Origin of the sequence: Bradyrhizobium sp. ma5, assembly GCF_042258955.1 — a bacterium.
Taxonomy (GTDB): domain Bacteria; phylum Pseudomonadota; class Alphaproteobacteria; order Rhizobiales; family Xanthobacteraceae; genus Bradyrhizobium.
The window spans coordinates 2,114,049-2,131,818 of the sequence record NZ_CP170156.1 but is presented as its reverse complement, the minus strand read 5'-3'; the positions used below and the strand labels follow the sequence as shown (position 1 = coordinate 2,131,818).

Genomic DNA, 17,770 nt, shown 5'->3' with positions numbered 1-17,770 from the left:
AAGTCGTGTGGCACAGGGCGAACTGTATGCCCTGCTCCCCGTGCGGTGGTGCGTCAGTCGGTCGTTCTGCTATCCGGCCGGATTGCTTCCCACGCGACTTGCGTCGACCTCGACATCAATGAAAACCGATTTCCGGTGCCCACACGCCTCATGCAATGGTCACTTGCCGCCGCCCTCGAACGGCAGTGCAGATATCGAGAGGACCGTCTTATCCTGGGGCACGCAGCCGCCAAGCCGAGCATGCCGAGACGCCAATCGGGTCACTTCGCAAGATCCAAAACGTTTTCAACATGATTGTGATCAGGTATGCCATCGGCGGCCGCATCCTTCATCGTTCTGCTTTCGAGGACAACCGTCGGCTTATCCGGCAAAAGCGGCAAGTCGTGGCAGCCCAATTTACTGAACTCGGACTTTCTGTATCGCCTTCGGACCTAAGCTTCGGGCCAACGCATGTGGCAGATGATTCCTCATCGCATATTTCCTCCCGCTGGAGTGCAGGTCCGGCCCCAAGAAGGGCGGACAGATGAAGCGACCAAGATTCACGGAACAGCAGATTATCGCGATACTGAAGGAGCACGAGGCTGGGGCGAAAGCGGCTGATTTGGCGCGCAGGCACAGGACGTCTGAAGCGGCGATTTACAATTGGAAGGACAGGTTTGGCGGCATGGACGTTGCTGCGGCCACGCGGTTAAAAGCCCTTGAAGAGGAGAATGCGAAGCTAAAAATGCTTGTAGTCGAGCACATGCTCGGTGTGGCGGCGCTTCGCGAGCTCCTATCAAAGTAGTGGTCGGGACCACCGACTGCAGGTCGTGATGGGCCGCTCGCATCGCGCACGCTTAGAGCCACGCATCCCAAAGAGACGACGCCAAGCGGCCAATGACGAACGAGACGAATTTGGGCGCGACGGACTGAAGCAACCAGGACCCTGTTCCACAATCGGAGATGATCGAGTGAAGAGCGACCTTCCTTCCAGACTAACCTGCGGCATTTTCGACCACTTGGACGACAACGGTCGCGATGTCGCACGACAATACGAAGATCGCCTCAAGTTAGCGGAAGCGTGCGACTCTCTGGGCTTTTACGCTTATCACCTGGCCGAGCACCACTGCTCACCACATGGCAGAGGGCCGTCGCCGAATCTGTTTCTATCAAGCGTCGCACAGCGCACCCACAGACTGCGCGTTGGTCCGCTGGTATTGTTGCTCAACCTCTATCATCCATTGCGCGCATTCGAAGAGATCTGCATGCTCGACCAGTTGAGCGCCGGCCGGCTTGAGCTCGGTATCGGACGGGGCTCGCAGCCGATCGAATGGGGCTATTACGGCATCAGTGCGGACGCGGCGCCAGGCCGTTATGAGGAAGCCAGCGAAATCTTAGATATTGCGCTGAAGGAGCATACGCTATCCTATCTGGGGCACCATTTTGAGCTGAGCGAGATACCTCTAACTTTGAGGCCTCATCAGCGCCCACATCCGCCGATCTGGATCGCGAGCAATCGGGCCGAGTCGGCAGAGTGGGCCGCTGCAAATGGTGCTAACCTGGCGTGCGCAGGCCCTTCCTCTACTGTCCGAAACATTACGGATGCGTTCCGCTCCCATCGCGCGAAAAATAGAAGAGCGGACGGTCGAGAGCCATTTCTTGGGTTGCTCCGCATGGTCGTGATCGCGCAGTCTGACCAAGACGCCCATGCCGCCGCCGAAACCGCTTATCGACGATGGTTGGAGAGCTTCAAATTCCTTTACGAGCGGAATGCCATTCCGACACCACCTAACCTGCCGCTGACTTTCGATGCAGCGCTTGAGAGCGAGTTGTGCGTCGTCGGAACGAGAGCTTCGGTCCGACAGCTCCTCCTTAATCAGATGGAGCAGGCAGGTGCCAACTACCTACTTTGCCAGCTTGCATTCGGAAACCTGCCGTTGGAGATTTCCCTATACACCGCAACCACAATTCAATCCGAACTCATCCCTCGGTCTGGGTGACAATATCTATCGGAGCTTTGCACCTCAGCAGGCCACCGCATCGCTACCTCCGTCTATGATCGAGCGTCTTGCCGACCGCAAAGGGCATATTGGCTGCTAATCTCGACCTCCCGCCTGCACTGCAGGAGGTCCACCGACAACAAGGACACCGGAGCGCGCCTCGAGCACCATCAGTCAGCCACTTGACCGATGTCATCGGTGATGACGTGATTGGCTTCGGGAGCGCTGGCATGACAAGTCGAATCTATTCATATGGGCTTGGCTGAGTGCGTCATTCAAAGCAGGTTGATCCTGCCCCGCGCGCTATCCGGGAGCTGGATGCGTCCCATCAAAACTTTCGATTTTACGGGTTTTAGCCAAATACCCCATAGTTAACCGCCGGTTTCCGGAAAGCACCTTTCACGAACGTCGTGTGACAATGGACCCTTTTTGCTTTCAGCATAGTCGCAGGCCAACTCAGACCCCTCGTGCCTGCATCGCCAACGGGCCTGCCCAATCTTTCAGATCGACGCACGTGCCGCCCCGTTGCAGTCAGATGGCCCATCGCAACGTCTGGCGCGCAATCTATCGCGTTGCCGCCGACCCAATTGCCATCGCCCCAGAGGTGCCCAAGAAGATTGGCTCTCACACACTCTCATTGGCCGGGGGCGATGCGTGGCGCCGCTGCCTAGAATTCGGACCGACGAACTGCGCTCTCAGCAAGCGCGGCCTGGACTTGTCGCCTTGAACAGCTGGGCAGCGCCGTCAAGCTGCCGCTGTGGCGGCCTGCCGACGACGCTGTGCTGGCTGCTAACCGGCTATCCCAATTGCGAGACACATGTCCTCCGGTCAGGACGAGGCGCTGATGTCGATCTGTGTGACCAGACCAGCTTCGCGGCCTCACTGCCCGGCCCTACGTCGTGTGATCGGATATTCTCATTACGCTCGCGTGCCCAGTCTTGCTCGGCGGCGGTCGCCAACACCTGCTTCCTATACGGCACCGTCGCCATCTCGTCCTGTGCGCTGCTCTCGACTGACCGCACGCGCACAGCTTTTTTGTGCGGCAGGAATTCGTTCCGGCCTCGCGTCCGCCACCTCGCGAATCGGAAAAACGAGACACACATTCTTACTCGACCTACCTGCTTTTTAATTACTCTGGAGCAACACCGTGGACCTTGACCCCTCCAATTCACGCAAACAGGACCTCGAGGATCGCATCGACCTGCAACTGGACATCGTTGCTGCCCTCGCCGGCGAACAAGGCAACCAGCTCGACACGATCCGACTACTTAGTGTACTCACAAACGAAATGATAACGGCAGAACTGGAGCTCAACCAGCTCGGCAATACGAGAACCGGAGGATGTACCGGCAATGGGCGAACGACGCGAATGTTCCGCGACCGCGGCGTTTACTATCCAGAAGACCTTCAGGTCTTGGGACGCGTTTTCGATCAAGCGATGGCGGCCTTACCGGAAGCTCTGCGAACTCCTACCAACCAGATGAAGATCGCGGCGCTGATTCTGTCACGTGCAACGGAGTGAGATGCCACCTGGTGCGTTTCTGCGGTGAAGGCGCGCTTACAGAACGTTCATTGCCGGGCCGACGGCCTTGTTGCGATCTTACCGAGTACCGCAGCAAGGCTGGGCTTACCATCGTGCAAGCGTGCCGCTTCCACTGGCTTATCCATTTCGCAGTCGCCCCCCCCAATCGCCGCCGGATTCGGCAGTGCGGCGCCGTATTAAACGATCTTGCGCCGGAGATGATACAGTTACCTTTCGATCTCAGCTGCGCACTTTCTGTTACTCGAGTACTTCATAGCTATAGTGCTACATGCCCACAGCCAACCTCGCCGCCGATAGCGGGCACGTGCGAAGCAACGCATGGGCGCGAGACACTGGCAGGGGCTGATCGCCGGCCGAATGTTTGGCTTTTCACGGATGGTTGCCCCCCTTGTTGCGGCCGTATTGCCTCTCACACGCCCACAACGACTACACGCCACACTTCTTGGCAGGACGACAACGAACCCACAGATCGTCGCGATTGCCCGCATCTCGTCATCCTCTCCTTTAGTGCGCTTTACTCGAGGCAAACGCCGCACTAAGGGCACGGGGCCCCATACCCACGGGTCGAACAACAGACCGAGGGGCATGGGCATGCGCATGCACATGTTACAAAGCAAACGAGCAATGTCCGGATTGCGCCACACGATTGGAGGACGACATCATAAAGACGGACGGTACTGCGGTTAGAATGCTCCTTGGCTTGACGCTACGAAAACGTCGCGAATAGCCACTTCGTCATGCACGGCTGTAGCAACGATTGCTAGGGGGCCGATCTTCCGGTTGCCTGGAACAAGAGCGACCAGTGTTGGCCCACACCAGGCAACACGAGAAATGGAGCAGAGACGCACCCGACAACGCATGTTCGAATTCAAGCGATTGAGAATTATTCGAACCGCGCTTGGCACTACGACATTCGGTCATCCGAACTTCAACAAGCATCTATATAAACATCATTGTAGCGCCGAGAGCATCTCGATACGCGAGCCGGCCGCGGACCCGATCTCTTGCTTGCTGGGACCGGTCATATGCTCTCGGTTTCACCTTGGACAGGTTACTTCCTTATCAGGACGTCGAGTGGAGTTTTGAGATGGATCAGGTTTTGTCCGAACAAGTACAAGCGCCAGAGGCTCTCGTGAGCGTCGCATTTGACAAAGCGTGGCGCTTTGTCGAGAAGGACCCGATCCTGGCGCACAATCTCAAGACAGTCCTTCATAGCCGATTGCGCGCTTTCCTGGAGTGCTCGATAAGGGACGGCGAACGGAATACTTTGCATCTGGCAAACGAGGCGATACGCAATTTACGCGCCGAACTGGCGCCATCGACCAAACAGTAGGTCGCTCGCACCTCCACTGGCAGGAGCAGTTCGGTCCATTACGGCTTTTCGTGATCTTACGCAGCAGGGAGCCGACCCGCATGGATCGTGGTTGAGCTGGTCTTCCTCTGCTGATATTCTGCCCGCAAACGGCGAACCACGTCCTCGACTACCGTAGCCTGCGCAACCCTCGTGGCGCTGCGCGACCAGTCAGCTACAAGCGAGAGCGATGCGATTACGAGCGAGACGGGCGCGCTATTCTTTACGCACTAGACGATCTGGAGGCCTTAGCGGATTTGATTGATGATCACCGCACCAGTGACGATCGCAAACGGTGGCATCGTCGTCTTGCTGAACGGATGAGCTTGATCGCCCCTGGAAGCGTGCTCTGTCAGCTCTCGGTCATCTCGGTCGAGGCTGTGCATGATGAAGGTTGCGCGCTTCACAAGCTGACGCAGCGTGCGTTTCGGCCCATTTCTTCCGGAACAATGTTGTGCTGCAGTTACAGCAATTCGCGATGATGTTGCTAAGACGCACGGCGCCGGGGGCATCGAAAGGAACGACACTCGAATGAAGAATTTGCTGATTCTGACTGCAAGCATCGGCGCACTCAGTGCGGCCGCGCCCGCATTTGGTGCGGACTTCGCCGCGCAGCCCATCACCATCAAGGCGCCTCCGCTGCTGGTCGCAGCCCCAATCAACGACTGGACCGGCTACTATATCGGTATCAACGGCGGCTGGGGATCAAGCCACAATTGCTGGGACTTCAATGGCGTCACTCCCGAGGGCTGCCATAATTCAACTGGCGGCACCGTCGGCGGCCAGATTGGCTATCGTTGGCAGATCTTCAAGACGGTCTACGGCATCGAAGGTCAGGGCAACTGGGCCGACTTCAGCGGCTCCAATGTCAGCACCGCCTTCCCAGGAACCACGGTTAGCACCAGGACAGATGCGTTCGGCTTGCTGACCGGCCACATCGGCTACGCCTTGGATGCCGTGCTGCTTTACGCGAAGGGCGGTGCTGCGGTGACCAGCAACATCTATCACATCAACTCAGTGGCGACTGGGGCCGAGGTTGCCAGAAACAACGATGTGCGTTGGGGCGGCGCGCTCGGCGCCGGCATCGAAGTCAGCCTCACGCCGAGCTGGTCAGCTGGCGTCGAGTATGACCACTTGCTCATGCAGGGCAGCAACGTAACCTTCCCAACAGCCGTTGGCGCCGACCGCGTCCACCAGGACGTCGATCTGATCACGGCAAGGCTCAATTACAAGTTCAGCCCGGTGTTTGCCAAATAATGATCACCCCGCGCTTGCGACGGTGACTCGAGAGCCCCGACCATCGGCCGGGGTTCTTTCTTCAAGCGCTCCTCTCTCCAACGGCATCCGTGCAGCACTTTCCGAAGCACCAGGCTCGAACTCGTCAGCGATATCCCTGGCTGGATGGCACGACGTCGCCGGGCCCAACATTGGCAGTCCATGTCAGTTGGTCCGACATGTCATCTGAAGGCTACGGAACTCCACGACCTGACGCGGCGTGAGGTTTCAAATCGCTCGTCTCGACGGAGCGAGTGTGTCAGCGGTTTCGGCAAATAGCGCCATGCTGATACTTGCCAGAAGCTGGGAGCAACAGTTCTAATCAATTGGCGCTTGCTCCATTCGAGTGAGGAACTCAAAGAACATTAAGCCGAATCGCCATAACGATCGCCTGGATTCGGCTGCTCGCCCCCAGCTTTCGCATCGCATTCTTGATATGAAAATTGACTGTATTCTCGCTGATTTGCAGGATCTTCCCGATTTCCCATGAGGATTTTCCCTCTGCCACCCAGCGCATGCAACTGATCTCCCGCTGCGATAGCGCCACTTTCCTTTCACAGCCGTTATTGCAGGGGCGTGCGATCTCGCCATAGGCGGTGTGAAAGTGCCACGCCAGTGCGTTGAGATGACCGATGCGGTCCTGAGGATCAGCATCGTCGGACGGAGATGCAAACGACACCACAGATACGCGGCCCAACGGTCCAAACAACGGCACGCTCATGCCATGCTTCAGGCCTGCCTCTCTGGCCTCATCGAGTACGCGTCTCTCGTCGGGTTGAAGTTGATAGTGGTCGGCGAGTTGATCCCACAAAAACGGCCGCGACAGCATGGGCGTCCGCCGGACCACCGGATCGATGGTATGGTACTTGCGTTTGAAGTATCGGTCGCACCAGTCTGGCGGCCACTTCACAGCCACAGTCGGGGGTGGATAGTCCGCCAGCCGAAGCGGCTCGACGAAGTTGAGGGCGCCGTAAGCAACTTCACTGAACCCCTCCTCGGTGGCACAGCTCACAAGAAGCTCGAACAGCGCTCTGAGCGAATGCGTCTGGTTTGCGCATTCAGTAAAGCTGAAAAGATCCATGATGGGCGCCTCAGGACGCCGATCAAGGTCGGTGTCACGGCGTTCGATTGCGCCTGTTTCAGGCGGAGCCAAGTTCCATTCCATGACCTGAACTCTTGGGTTTGTTCCTCGTGAAGTCTGGAGCGCTCGTTGCTGCGTCAGGCCCGAATTCGTAGCCCTGCCGCCAGCCGCGGCGGCGTGATCGTCGCCGTAAAACGGCCGAGGAGCCACCGCCATCCTTCGACCCAGGCCGAACGACGCGCCGCGACCACAGCGCCGATGCCCGTTCAATTTGATCTGTCCGGCTCGCGGATGACGCACTGGCGGAATCGATGATCGCCGCAATGTTGTCTGTGTTGATGGTCTGCGCCTTCGATGCCGTTCCGGCGACCAATTGCCCTGGTAATGCAGGCAGCGACAGAAGGCTTGATCGCTGGTCTGGCCGACATGCACGAGCGATCGATCGGAGGCGATCCGACGGTCGTAAAGACTTCACTGGCGATGCGAACCAAACAGCACCAGCGGCTACGACGTCAGCACAGGTCAGATGAGGTTGTGCGAGACCGGAGTCGGGCCTGACGGAAACTTCGTTCGGTCTCAAGGGCGAGCACAAGGGGGCTCTAGACGCTGCACTTCGCGATCTCGGCGAGTGAGAGCACGCCGGCTCGCTTGGAGGTGCCAGGCTCCGCCTGCTCGGTATCGGCATCGATGCTCTACTTGCGGGCGAAGATGACAGGGGCGTCACTTTTCTTCCCAATCTTGCGGATTGCTATCGCTAGCCCTCGGCCGGTCCTCCGCCGTTCGACGGCGTCGAGGGCGCGATTGATGAGCAACACGCAACAGTCGACGCGAAAGGTAGCCGCCCAGCATCAGTGCCCGGCCTCTGAGGCGCTCCGTCTGGCAGGTCCGACGCGAATGAATCGACGGGGCAAATAATGGTCGCGTCAGAGGCGCAACGGGAGATACGCGGAGTCGCGAGACCTGCTTGATGCAGAGGACACTTAGCATGCGCAACTCCAGAGGGGAGAGGACCTGTGGATCGGATCAGCAAGTGTCGTACCAATTGTCGGATTCGTCAGAATCAACTGTCCACACAAGCGCTTTAGAGGATAGCGATCGGTTCCCGCGTACTAAGCGCATTGAAGCAATCGTGACACCGGGAGGAAACGCAACAGCGCCGTTTGCGCCAGCTGCTGGGAGCCGGCTGGATGGTCAATCCGTTTCCGTCTCTTCGCCGCGACGACCTTCCAGCACGCGCGCATGGCTGCCAGCCCTCGCGTGGTGAGCTGACGGGACGGGATGCCGCCAAGGCGCCCCGACGCACTTTGCCGGGGTTGGAAGTGCGCCGGGGCCGCCCCAACATCATCAGTACATCCGTGATGATGCTTGCGGCAATGAGACAAGTAGCGTGGCGGAATTGAGGCTCAACCATTTTTCCAATTTGGGGTCCAAAATGTTTTCATGCGGGCTCCCAGGGACTTGAATCGCACGTAGCGTCAAGTTGTACAATCTCGTACTCGACGTTTTCATCTAACAAGCAACTGCTTGTCCGTGAGATCACTAGGCTTTGGATCGGGATTTCGATGGACGCTCTGCCGGGATTTTTGCTGGTGAGGCGAGACCCACCGAGACCAAGTGCCATTCCGCCCGAAGGGGCCAGGTCTAATCCGTGGGTTGTTTCCCGATGATCGAGTTGCCTTGAATAACTCCACAACATCCGAATGCAAACCTGCGGCACTATCGAAAACGTCTCCAAATCGCGAACGGCGCAGCGACCCCCGAGCTATCACTGCTTGTTGAAGCTTTCAGTGTACACAGAGGCTATTTGTTCGGCCTGCTTGCGCTTTTGATCCGTAGCGGCAGACAGACGTAGAGAATGCAGCAACGAGAGCGTACGACCATCGAACGGGAGCAGATTTCAAAGCGGTCGCGTTGACATAACGCAAAGACAGAGGGGTGAACATAGGTCAGCTTCATGCTGTATGAGCATGGGAATGTTAAGCCTTGCAGACATCACTCCTGAACAAGTATTGCGATGCTCGCCTGCCTTGGTACACCATCTACCCAACCGTACCTGATTTCACTGCGACCGTCGGCGCCGAAGCTTGTGAGACATGGTTGAGGCGGCTGCCGCCCGACGACCCCGTATCTCTCTATCTCCACGTTCCGTTCTGCCGGTCGATCTGCTGGTATTGCGGATTCCCCACGAGTCTCACTCGCAGCGAGCGGCCGATTCGTGATTTTCTGGCGGTGCTGCGGGACGAGATTCGATTGGTCGCAGAGCAAGTGCCGCGCACTCTGCCCGTAAGCGACGTGCATTTTGGCGGCGGAACGCCGACCACCATTGCGCCGGTCGATTTCCTGGCCCTGATGGAACTCCTACGCCGCTGCTTCGCGTTCAGCGAAGCGGCTACCGTCGCCATCGAGATCGACCCGCGCGCGTTCACGGCGGAGATGGCCGAAACCTTAGGCGCAGCCGGCGCCAGCCGCGCGAGCATCGGCGTGCAAAGCTTTGACCCCCTGGTTCAAAGGGCGGTCAACCGCCTCCAGAGCGAGGCGCAGACGGCTTCTGCCGTCGAAAGTCTTCGCCAGCATGGAGTAAGCCGCATCAACTTCGACCTCCTCTTCGGGCTGCCACATCAGACAGTGCAGTCCTGCGTGCACTCCGCGAGGACGGCCCTGGCCATGCGGCCCGACCGGCTTGCGGTTTTCGGCTACGCCCACGTTCCCTCCTATATGAAACGTCAACGCCGGATCGACGAGGCGGCGCTGCCGGACAATGTTGCCCGCGCCGAGCAAGCCGCGGCCGTGGCCGATACGCTGGTCTCCGCCGGCTACCGCCAAATCGGGCTCGACCATTTCGCCTTGCCGGACGACGAGCTCGCGCTGGCGCAGAAAGCCGGTCAGCTGCGCCGCAACTCCTTGGGTTATTCGGCCAATACCTGTAAAACCGTGATCGGCTTCGGTCCGTCAGCCATCGGCCGTCTCCGTGAGGGTTACGTCCAGAACGAGATCGCAACTGCTTCCTATATCCAGCATATCAGAGCCGGCCGTCTGGCAACCTCAAAAGGTTACTGTCTCGCCGCCAAAGATCGCCTCCGGGCCGCAATCATCGAACGTCTGATGTGCGATTTGCAGGCCGACGTACCGGCAATCTGTGCCTCCCACGGATTTGATCCGATTGCTTTGCTCGATTCAGCTGACCGCCTGCGAATGCTCGCGGAAGACGGGATAGTGGACATCGATGAGGGTTTCATCCGTGTCAAGCAGGAGCGCCGTTTTTTCATTCGCGCTGTTGCTGCCGCGTTCGACGCTCATTTCGACCGCCCCCCTTATTAGGAATAGCCACGCATGTGAGCGCACCCAAGCCCGCGCCTCCCTAAGAATAGCGCGGCTCAACCGCGGCGCTGTAGCTTCGTGTTTCGCAAGCCTGAACCGCCGCGATACTTTCGGAGCTGTACGTGGATGCCCAGACAGGGCGGCTTGTTCTTCTTCCCGCAGCCCTCAAATGCGTGCCCTGATCTAGCCCGTCTTATTCACGATGAGCTTTGAAGTGGCTGGCGGGTGTGGCGTAAGCCGCTGATGGGGCGTAGGATTCGGTTGCTGACACCAATTCTGCGCTGACATTGAGGCCGCCACACCCGCCATGGTCGACGATACGATTCTGCCCTTCATATTTCCAGCGTCGGACGCAAGAAGATCACAGCCGCTTTCGATGGCGGGCGACTGATGTCGGATGCAGGCGTCATGCTGCTGGTTTCGGAGAAACTGGCGCGCGTTTTTCGCGAGCGGCGCGATCCGGCCCGCATCGCACATCGCCTTGTCGATCTGATCCGCGCCCGGATCTTCGCCATCGCGTGCGGCTACGAGGACGGCAATGATCTCGACCAGCTGCGCAGCGATCCGGCCTTCAGGCTGGCCTGCGGCCGTCCACCGGACAGCGGTTTGAACCTCTGCTCGCAGCCGACCCTGTCGCGGCTGGAGAATGCCCCTGACCTGCGCGAGACGATCCGACTGAGCTATGCACTTGTCGACCTGTGGATGGACAGCTACTCACGCGCGCCGGGCGCTGTGACGCTCGATATCGACGACACCGTCGACGTGGTGCATGGGCGTCAGCAGCTATCATTGTTCAACGCCCATTACGACGAGCACTGCTTTCTGCCGATCCATGTCTACGATACCGAGCGCAGCCGGCCGGTTGCGGTCGTTCTGCGCCCGGGCAAGGTGCCGGGCGGCCTCGATCTTCGTGCCCATCTGCGCCGCCTCGTCCGTCACATTCGAAAGCGCTGGCCCACGACGCGCATCACCTTCCGCGGCGACAGTCATTACGCCCGCCCCGAGGCCATGGAGTTCTGCGAGCAAAACGGCATCGATTACGTCTTCGCCGTGGCCGGGACCAAGCCGCTCGCCGTGAAGGTCGAGCAGATCGCAGACGCGGTCCGCGTCGAACGGGCGATCGAAGGCAAGGCGGTGGTGCGGGACTACACCGAGGTCCGCCACGCCGCCGGCTCCTGGCACCACGAGCGCCGCATCGTCGCCCGCATCGAGGCGAGCGAGCACGGGCTCGATATCCGTTATGTCGTCACCAGCCTGGGCATCGGCTCGGCTCAATGGATTTACCACAGCCTCTATTGCCAACGTGGACAGGCCGAGAACCTGATCAAGCTGTACAAGAGCCAGCTCGCTTCCGATCGGACCAGCTGCCGCTCGGCGCTCGCCAATCAGGTCCGCCTCGTGCTCCACACCGCCGCTTATTGGCTCGTGCTCGTCATGCGCGACAGGATCCCGAAACTGCGCGACCCCGCCACCGCCGAGTTCGCAACGATCAGGCTCAGGCTTCTCAAGATCGCCGCTCGCATCGTCGAGACCACAAGCCGGATCCGCATCGCCTTCGCCGCAGCCTGTCCCGAGGCCGACCTGTTCCGCGGCCTTGTCAACGCATTCTTCCCTCAACCGCCGTGACCAACGGGGCGGCTGATGCCCCGTTCATCCCCATCGCTCCTCAAACGCGTTCCCCACATTCGACGCAAACCGCGGAAAACTCCGCAACCCTCACTCGCGACCCCACCCCGGGAACGCAAATGTGGCTTTCTTCACGCGGGCACATCGTGAATAAGACGGGCTAGAAGGTTGTTGTCGAAAGTGTCCGGTGCGCACTCGACAGTAATCTCAGATTTCCGGCTTCGTTTTGGAAATGCGGCATCGCGGGCGGCGAAAACCTTGCCGAATTGATGCTAAGTCAGCAAGGTTGGCGTGCGGCCGCCGAAATAGACACTTACAATCTCTCGATCACCGAAGTATTCTCTATATCGCGCGATGTGCTCCAGCAGTCGAACAACATAAGATTCCCTCGTCTCCGGTTTTTGACCCGTTGCAATGACCTTGCCCTCAAGTTTTATCCAGTTCTGAGTTCGCCCCTGCCGTTGGATTTGCCCGGTTGGGCGGTGGAAGCGACGGGGGGCTGGCGCGGAGCCTTCGGCATAGCGCAGCGCCAAATCCCGGCGCGGGTGGCATGTCATCGCGAACTCGGACGGGGTTCTCCATCCGAGCTGCGAGTGTGGTCGTGTGTCGTTGTAATCGGCCCGCCAACTTGTGCCAGTGACGTGAACAACGTCTCGTTCAACAGCTCGTCCCGCAGCCGGCCGTTGGTGGGGAAGACGGCCCCGCTCCCTTGGCGCCGACGATATACTGGCGATGGATGAACCCGCTAACAGGAGCAATTCACCAATGGAAGCCGCAACAATTGGGTTGGACATTTCGAAGCACGTGTTTCACGTCCATGCAGTCGACAGCCAAGGCCAAGTGACCAGTCGCCAGCGCCTCCGGCGAGGCGAGATCATGTCGTTCTTCTCCTCGCTCGCACCGTGCTTGGTCGGCATCGAGGCTTGCGCGACCGCTCATCACTGGGCGCGGGAGATTCGGCGGTTTGGACACGATGTAAGATTGATTCCGCCGGCCTATGTCAAACCCTACGTACGAAGAGGAGCCAAGAATGACGCCGCTGACGCGGCCGCGATCTGCGAAGCGGTCACCCGTCCAAATATGCGCTTCGTTCCAATCAAGAGCGTCGAGAACCAAGGATTCTTGATGCTTCATCGCGCAAGAGGCCTGCTGGTCCGCCAGCGAACCATGACAGCCTGCGCCATTCGGGCTCACTTTGCTGAGTTCGGTATCATTGTCGGACAGGGCCGGCAACGGGTGGATGGTCTGGTGGACTTGTTGAATGACGAGGGGTTGACGTTGCCGCCCATGCCCGCATTGCGCTGGCCGTTCTTGTGAACCAACTGAAGGAATTGGCCCGGCAGGTCGACGCTATCGAGCGTGAGCTGGCCCAGATCCAGAGAGTAAATCCGATGGCGAAGTTGCTGTCCTCAATTCCCGGCGTTGGTCCCATAACGGCCACGGCTCTTGCCGCAACCGTGCCGGACCCGACCATGTTCCGCTCCGGGCGGGAGTTCGCGGCCTGGCTGGGCCTGACGCCTAAGCAGAATTCTACCGGTGAGAAGGATCGGCTCGGTCGGATTACGAAACAGGGCGATTCCTATCTCAGGCACCTGCTTGTCATCGGAGCACGTAACGTCGTTCGGGACCCAAAGGCACGCTCCCGGGTGGGAGGCGGCTGGATCGAAGCCCTGCTTGAACGGCGTCGGCCCATGGTCGTCGCCATCGCCGTTGCCAACAAGTTGGCCCGGATATCTGGGCGATGATGACGACCGGAGAATTCTATCGGCCAAAGCTCGCGGCCTGAGCTGCCCGCGTATCCTGGGCCACCTTATGGTGTGAGGGCAAATGACAGCATGATGGACACCGGCGGAGCTGGGGATCGAGCAAGCCCGAAGAGTTTTAAGCGCAACAAGCGCGACCCGTTGATGAGGCCTCGATCCGCGATCTCCATCAGGGCCAGCGGCCATGGCATCGGTCGCACGAACAGGCCGTATACATGGACGCACCCGACCGGTATCCAAAGTGCTGCAGAAATCCCTTGCATCCGCGGGGCCGTCTATACATGAAGCTCTCGATGAAGGCGTTCTGCATGGGTTTGCCCGGCGCGATGTAGTGCCATTCGACACGGCACTGGTCGGCCCATACCAGGATGGCGTTGCTGGTCGGTTCGCTGCCGTTGTCGCTCACCACCATCCTGGGCTTGCCGCGCTCGATCATCAGCCGGTCCAATTCCCGCGCCACACGGACGCCGGAGAGCGAGGTATCGGCCACCAGCGCCAGGCACTCACGGATCCAATCATCCACGACGGTCAGGATGCGGAAGCGGCGGCCGTCGGCCAGCTGATTCGACACAAAGTCGAGCGACCACTGGTCGTTCGGCGTCATCGGAACCAGCATCGGCGCCCCGGTCCCGATCGCCCGCTTGCGGCCACCACGGCGGCGCACCGTCAGCTTCTCTTCCCGATAGAGCCGGAAGAGCTCTTTGTGGTTGATCCGATACCCCTCCCGCCTGAGCAGAACATGCAGCCGCCGATAGCCGAAACGGCGGCGCTCCTGGGCGATCGCCCTCATGCTCTGGCGAAGGCTGGCGTCGGCAGCCTGGGTCGTCCGGTATCTCATGGTCATGCGGCAGCAGCCGATGGCTTTACACGCCCGCCGTTCGCTCATCCCGAATGCCTCGCGCAGATGGACGACAGCTTTCCGCTTCCCTGCGGGCGTCACCACTTCTTTCCCACGAGGTCCTTCAGCGCCGCATTGTCCAGCATCGCCTCGGCCAGGAGCCGCTTCAGCTTCGTGTTCTCGTCCTCTAGCGTTCTCAGCCGCTTGGCCTCGGAGACGTCCATCCCGCCGAACCTGGCCTTCCATTTGTAGCTGCTGGCGTCGCTGACGCCGTGCTTGCGGCACAGATCGGCCACCGAAACCCCGGCCTCGTGCTCCTTCAAGATCCCGATGATCTGCTCTTCCGTAAAACGATTGCGCTTCATGCTCTGGTCCTCGTCTTGGGCCAGAGCGAACTTCAAACTGGATTATGCCAAGGGGGCAAGGTCACTCCAAAGCTGCGGGTGTTTTGCCGCCACAAAGCGCTTTGCGAAACGACGGCCCACCTTCTCGAGCCCGACTGAGGATCCGGCCACGTCTGTAGCCGTCCGAGACGTCAGGGCTCGCCTGTCTTCGGGTTTGCGATCACTGGCGCGCCTCCGACGGAAACAGGTCCCTGTGCTTTCGACCGCCCAACGCGTTTCTTGGCTGGGCTCGAAACAGCTTGGGCTGGCGACGAGGGAGGGACGGAAGGAGCAGCGGGGGCGGGTATTAATTTCTGGAGGGACTCGATCCGCGAACTCAGCACGGTGATCTGATCCAAGTTCGCTTTGAGGTCCTGCCTCTGGGCATCGAACCGGCGGTTGAGTTCTGAGATCTCATCGGCAGCCTTCTGCTGCGCCCACCTTATTTCGGAGAGGGATGCCCTGTCCTCCGGTGACAGGCCCATCGTTGAAGGGACCTCCCGGGCTACCGGCGTCTCGACAAACTCTCCGAGGTGGGCCCAAAAATAGGCACTAGCGGCACACGAGCCGAGGAGGACGAATGGGAGCACCAAACCCCAGAGAATGCGTCTTGGCGGCCTGTGCAAGAGCGGCCGCAAGTCCGAAGCAGCCGCTTGATCAATCATCTCCATCGTCCCTCACCCAACATCCCTGTTCCGATCGGCTTGTTTCGTTGACGCGAGAGCTTATGACGCTCACGCATTCCTGAGGCATTGACCGCCGACAATATCATTCTTCGCAGCCTCATCCCGATCGCGTGACCCATCGCCTTGATGAAAGGGCACCTATGAGGCGCCCAACACAAAGAGACACTTTGCGCGGGCTCCAGCACCATAGCGACACCAGCGAGCAATAGTTCTCGTCTTCGTCAGCGATGGCGCGACATTTTTCTATCATCAGACCCTTGCAGAATCTTGCCTTGCCGGCGCTCGAATGCGAACTGGCTACTGCTTCTGACTTGCCACCGAACTTTCATCCGGCGGCGGTTAGAGTCTCGGGGTTTTGTACGCCAAGTGGCGCGGGGTGGAGCAACGGACGATCGGCGGAGCTGGTCGGGGTTGCGTAGCCGGTCGTCCGTTGCGGTGAGCTGGGCGGCATAGGCCGCAGGGGTAAGGTATTTCAGCGACGAGTGAGGCCGCTGGAGATTGTAGTCGGCGACCAAGGTGGCGATTTTGGCGCGGGCGTCGTCGAGATCGAAGAACAGGGTTTCGTTGAGCAGTTCTTCCCGCATCCGGCCATTGAAACTCTCAATGAAGCCATTCTGCATCGGCTTTCCCGGCGCAATGAAGTGCCAGTCGATGAGCGTATCCTTGCTCCAGGCCAGCATGGTGTCGCAGGTGAACTCGGTGCCATGGTCGGACACGATCATTCCTGGCCTGCCGCGTCGTGCGATGATCGCCGTCAGTTCGCGGACGACGCGCCGTCCTGAGATCGACGTATCCGGAATGGCCCCCAGACACTCCTTGGTCACGTCATCGACGATGTTGAGAATGCGGAAGCGTTGGCCGCTGGCGAACTGGTCGTGGACGAAGTCCAGCGACCAGCGGACATTGGGCCTCGCTTCCACCAGGATCGGGGCCCGTGTCCCCACGGCCTTGCGGCGGGCATGTCGCTTGCGGACGGTGAGCCCTTCCTCCCGATAAAGCCGGTAGATCCGGTTGATCCCCGACGGCTCGCCCTCCCGCCGCAGCAAGACGAACAGCCGGCGGTAGCCGAAACGCCGCCGCTCGTTGGCGAGATCGCGCAACCGGCCGCGCAAAGCCGTGTCTGGAGGGCGGCTGGTGCCGTAGCGGATCATCTTCCGATCCGCGCCGACGATCGAACAGGCCGCCGTTCCGACAGGCTCATGACGGCCTGCAGATGCGCGACGGCAGCGCGCTTGGCGGTGGGCCCTACCATTTTTTTGAAAGAAGCTCGCGAAGGGCGGCCGCATCGAGCATCTGCTCGGCAAGGAGCTTCTTCAGCTTCGTGTTCTCCTCTTCCAGGCCCTTTAACCGCTTGGCCTCAGAGACCTCCATGCCGCCGAACTTGGCCTTCCAATTGTAGATCGTCGCCTCGGAGATTCCATGCTTCCGAGCCAGATCGGCCGCTTGGCCCCAGCCTCATGCTCCTTCAGCACCGCGATAATCTGCTCTTCCGTGAACCTTGCTCGCTTCATCTGTCCGTCCTTCGTCAGGCCGGACTCTAACTCCATCCGGAGGAAATACGCAGTCGCAGGTCACTTCCCGGAGTGTCTTCGCGATGGAGCCCGCCTTGCGGCTTTGCCGAGACCGGCGACTTGATCGAACCGTTGCGCATGGTCAACTACCAATTCCGGCAGATTGATCGAGATAACGGGTACATGGCAAGCGACTAACGAAAGCCGTGCACGTCGAGGGAGACCGAATGCAGGACAGATTTGGCCGGACCAACCGAGCCGATGGATTACCAACTGCTTGTCCACCCCCACCAAAGCTGCTGGAAGGCAAATTTCTCTGTTCTCGCGGGGCACCATGATGGAGGTTGTGGTGCGATCGCCGGGCGCACAGGCTCCAAGGCTCTCTGGCCTTCGAGCCTATCGATTGTCTCGCTTTT

At 59.7% G+C, this 17,770-nt stretch carries 8 protein-coding genes and 6 pseudogenes; 8 read left to right on the top strand and 6 right to left on the bottom strand.

Annotated features, from left to right (window positions below; translation table 11 throughout):
• Window positions 1-523: 523 nt before the first annotated feature.
• From ACE103_RS09880 to ACE103_RS09860, 5 genes and pseudogenes are all read left to right on the top strand, one after another.
• Window positions 524-781: pseudogene (locus ACE103_RS09880) on the top strand (transposase); the annotation flags it as partial.
• Between the two features lie 169 nt (window positions 782-950).
• Entirely contained in the window at window positions 951-1,979 is a 1,029-nt protein-coding gene (locus tag ACE103_RS09875; RefSeq protein WP_375779246.1) for an LLM class flavin-dependent oxidoreductase, read from the top strand.
• A 1,147-nt stretch (window positions 1,980-3,126) separates the two neighbouring features.
• Complete coding sequence (locus ACE103_RS09870; RefSeq protein ID WP_375779245.1) at window positions 3,127-3,501, top strand: NolY; 375 nt, start codon at window positions 3,127-3,129, stop codon at window positions 3,499-3,501.
• A gap of 1,108 nt (window positions 3,502-4,609) precedes the next feature.
• Entirely contained in the window at window positions 4,610-4,855 is a 246-nt protein-coding gene (locus ACE103_RS09865; RefSeq protein ID WP_375779244.1) for a hypothetical protein, read from the top strand.
• 549 nt (window positions 4,856-5,404) lie between these two features.
• Window positions 5,405-6,130, top strand: coding sequence for an outer membrane protein (locus ACE103_RS09860; protein ID WP_375779243.1), 726 nt, complete (start codon window positions 5,405-5,407; stop codon window positions 6,128-6,130).
• Window positions 6,131-6,503: 373 nt separating this feature from the next.
• On the opposite strand, the gene ACE103_RS09855 is transcribed toward ACE103_RS09860, so the two are convergent.
• Window positions 6,504-7,229 (bottom strand): LuxR family transcriptional regulator, encoded by a 726-nt coding sequence (locus ACE103_RS09855; RefSeq protein ID WP_375781072.1) that lies wholly within the window; start codon window positions 7,227-7,229, stop codon window positions 6,504-6,506.
• Window positions 7,230-9,212: 1,983 nt separating this feature from the next.
• Between ACE103_RS09855 and hemN the strand changes: the two genes are divergently transcribed.
• Together hemN and ACE103_RS09845 are read left to right on the top strand one after the other, a co-directional pair.
• The gene (gene hemN / locus ACE103_RS09850; RefSeq protein ID WP_375779242.1) at window positions 9,213-10,547 is read left to right on the top strand and encodes an oxygen-independent coproporphyrinogen III oxidase; all 1,335 of its coding nucleotides are present in this window, start codon (window positions 9,213-9,215) and stop codon (window positions 10,545-10,547) included.
• Window positions 10,548-10,854: 307 nt separating this feature from the next.
• Window positions 10,855-12,173, top strand: a pseudogene (locus ACE103_RS09845) (IS1380 family transposase).
• A 433-nt stretch (window positions 12,174-12,606) separates the two neighbouring features.
• Here ACE103_RS09845 and ACE103_RS09840 read toward each other — a convergent pair.
• Window positions 12,607-12,858 (bottom strand): annotated as a pseudogene (locus ACE103_RS09840) (integrase core domain-containing protein); the annotation flags it as partial.
• Between the two features lie 80 nt (window positions 12,859-12,938).
• On the opposite strand from ACE103_RS09840, the pseudogene ACE103_RS09835 reads away from it, so the two are divergent.
• Window positions 12,939-13,959 (top strand): annotated as a pseudogene (locus ACE103_RS09835) (IS110 family transposase).
• A gap of 146 nt (window positions 13,960-14,105) precedes the next feature.
• Here ACE103_RS09835 and ACE103_RS09830 read toward each other — a convergent pair.
• The 4 genes and pseudogenes from ACE103_RS09830 to ACE103_RS09815 all read right to left on the bottom strand — a co-directional run bounded on the left by ACE103_RS09830 (window position 14,106) and on the right by ACE103_RS09815 (window position 17,354).
• The gene (locus tag ACE103_RS09830) at window positions 14,106-14,264 is read right to left on the bottom strand and encodes a hypothetical protein (protein ID WP_375781071.1); all 159 of its coding nucleotides are present in this window, start codon (window positions 14,262-14,264) and stop codon (window positions 14,106-14,108) included.
• A 15-nt stretch (window positions 14,265-14,279) separates the two neighbouring features.
• Window positions 14,280-14,936 (bottom strand): annotated as a pseudogene (locus ACE103_RS09825) (DDE-type integrase/transposase/recombinase); the annotation flags it as partial.
• Complete coding sequence (locus ACE103_RS09820; protein ID WP_375779241.1) at window positions 14,873-15,139, bottom strand: transposase; 267 nt, start codon at window positions 15,137-15,139, stop codon at window positions 14,873-14,875. The gene ACE103_RS09820 and the pseudogene ACE103_RS09825, both read right to left, overlap by 64 nt.
• Before the next feature lie 1,029 nt (window positions 15,140-16,168).
• A pseudogene (locus ACE103_RS09815) lies at window positions 16,169-17,354 on the bottom strand (IS3 family transposase).
• Window positions 17,355-17,770 lie beyond the last annotated feature (416 nt).

What these genes read in the sequence shown, in the direction of transcription:
- ACE103_RS09865 (WP_375779244.1), top strand. Translation starts at nt 4,610, where the DNA reads ATGGATCAGGTTTTGTCCGAACAAGTACAAGCGCCAGAGGCTCTCGTG.
- ACE103_RS09860 (WP_375779243.1), top strand. Translation starts at nt 5,405, where the DNA reads ATGAAGAATTTGCTGATTCTGACTGCAAGCATCGGCGCACTCAGTGCG.
- ACE103_RS09855 (WP_375781072.1), bottom strand. Translation starts at nt 7,229, where the DNA reads ATGGATCTTTTCAGCTTTACTGAATGCGCAAACCAGACGCATTCGCTC.
- ACE103_RS09820 (WP_375779241.1), bottom strand. Translation starts at nt 15,139, where the DNA reads ATGAAGCGCAATCGTTTTACGGAAGAGCAGATCATCGGGATCTTGAAG.